Source organism: Psychrosphaera algicola, assembly GCF_028401425.1.
In the GTDB taxonomy this organism is placed as follows: Bacteria; Pseudomonadota; Gammaproteobacteria; order Enterobacterales; family Alteromonadaceae; genus Psychrosphaera; species Psychrosphaera algicola.
Genome location: NZ_JAQOMS010000001.1, coordinates 1 through 1,859, shown reverse-complemented (window position 1 = coordinate 1,859; position 1,859 = coordinate 1). Strand labels below are relative to the sequence as shown.

The following is a 1,859-nucleotide window of genomic DNA, read 5'->3' as shown; positions in this document are numbered from 1 at the left end:
TATCTAACGTAATGTTGCCCGTACCTGCAGTTATGCTCACGGCACCACCGAGGTTATTTGCATCGTCGTCCAACATCACCGAGCCATTTGACGTGCTCGTATCTATTGTCGTTGTGCCCGTGACCGCCAACGTTGCACTGTCATTTACACTTGTTGCATTGGTGACATTAAAGCTGCCCATCGTGCCCGCAACCGTTAACGCCCCTGCATTTTCAACCGTTACTGCGCCACTTGATGTGCTGGTTAACGCCAAGTCGTTTGTCGCATTGTCTAACGTGATAGCACCTGAGCCACTGCTCACCGTCACCGCACCCGCAAGGTTATTTGTATCTTCATCCAATATCACCGAGCCATTGCTCACTGTCGTGATATCTGTCGTACCCGTTACCGCCAACATCGCACTGTCTGCAACACTGTCCGCTTCTGTCACCATCAAGCTGCCTAAGCTACCTGATAACGTCAAGGCCCCTGCATCTTCTATCGTTAACGCACCCGTTGTGCTCGCAACCACATCCAGGGCCGTTGTATTATTGTCTAACGTCACCGCCCCTGAGCCACTGCTCACCGTCACCGTGCCGCCTAACGCATTCGTATCTTCATCCAATATCACCGAGCCATTAGCGCCGCTCGTATCTATCGTACTCGCCCCTGTTATTGCTAACGCACCGCTGTCCGTAACACTGTCCGCTTCTGTCACAACAAAGCTGCCCATTGACCCTTCAACCGCCAATGCCGCCGCATCTTCTATCGTCACCATGCCACTTGATGTGCTCACCAAGCTCAGTGCCGTTGTGCCATTATCCAGCGTAATATCGCCCGCGCCACTTGATACCGTCACCACACCCGTTAAGGCATTTGTATCGCCATCAAGCACCACACTGCCATCGCCTGTGGTGGTTAATCCTGTCGTACCCGCCACCATTAATGTGCCGCTATCAGTGATACCCGTTGAGCTGCTCACCAATAAGTTATTGCCTACCGACCCTTGCAGGTCAACCATGCCCGCATCTTCTATCGTCACATCATTACCGCTCGTGACCACTAAGGCTAAATCCGTCGCATCATTATCCAGCGTGATGTCACCTGTGCCCGCCGCTATCGTAACTGTGCCACTTAGCGCGTTGCTGTCATCATCTAATATTACTGAGCCGTTAGCACCTGACGTATCTATCGATGTTGCACCTGTAACCATCACCGTTGCCGTATCGTTTACACTATCGGCATCCGTCACCATAAAGCTGCCCATTGAGCCCGCTACCGTTAAGGCACCTGCATCTTCAATCGTGACCGCACCACTTGATGTTGTGACAACATCAAGGGCGTTAGTATTATTATCAAGCGTAATTGCCCCCGTACCTGATGATACGGTAACCGTGCCACCTAAGTTATTGGCATCGTCGTCTAGGTTCACGGCTCCGTCAGTCGTGGTAATGTTTGTCGCGCCAACAATCGTTACCGTGGCACTGTCATTGACGCTGGTCGCGTTGCTTACTGTAAAGCTACCCATTGAACCTGCAACCGATACACCACCGGCGTTTTCAACTGTCACTGAACCTGTGTTTGTTACCGCTAAACCTAAGTCAGTGGTCGCATTATCTACGGTGATATCACCCGAGCCCGACGTCACAGTTACGAGTCCAACAAGATTGTTGGTATCTTGGTCTAACACCACCGCACCATTTGACGTGCTGGTATCGATTGTTGATGTCCCAGCAATATCTAACATGCCACTATCGGCAACACTGGTGGCATTGGTCACAACTAAGCTGCCCATGATGCCTTCAACCATTAATGCACCCGCATTTTCAATCGTAACACTGCCTGATGTGGTAGTGACTAAGCCTAATGCGTTGGTATTG

1 protein-coding gene is annotated in these 1,859 nt (G+C 51.2%); it reads right to left on the bottom strand.

The features are described from left to right. Window positions 1-1,859 (bottom strand): beta strand repeat-containing protein (locus PN838_RS00005; RefSeq protein ID WP_370660994.1); only part of this gene is annotated, 1,859 nt, incomplete at both ends.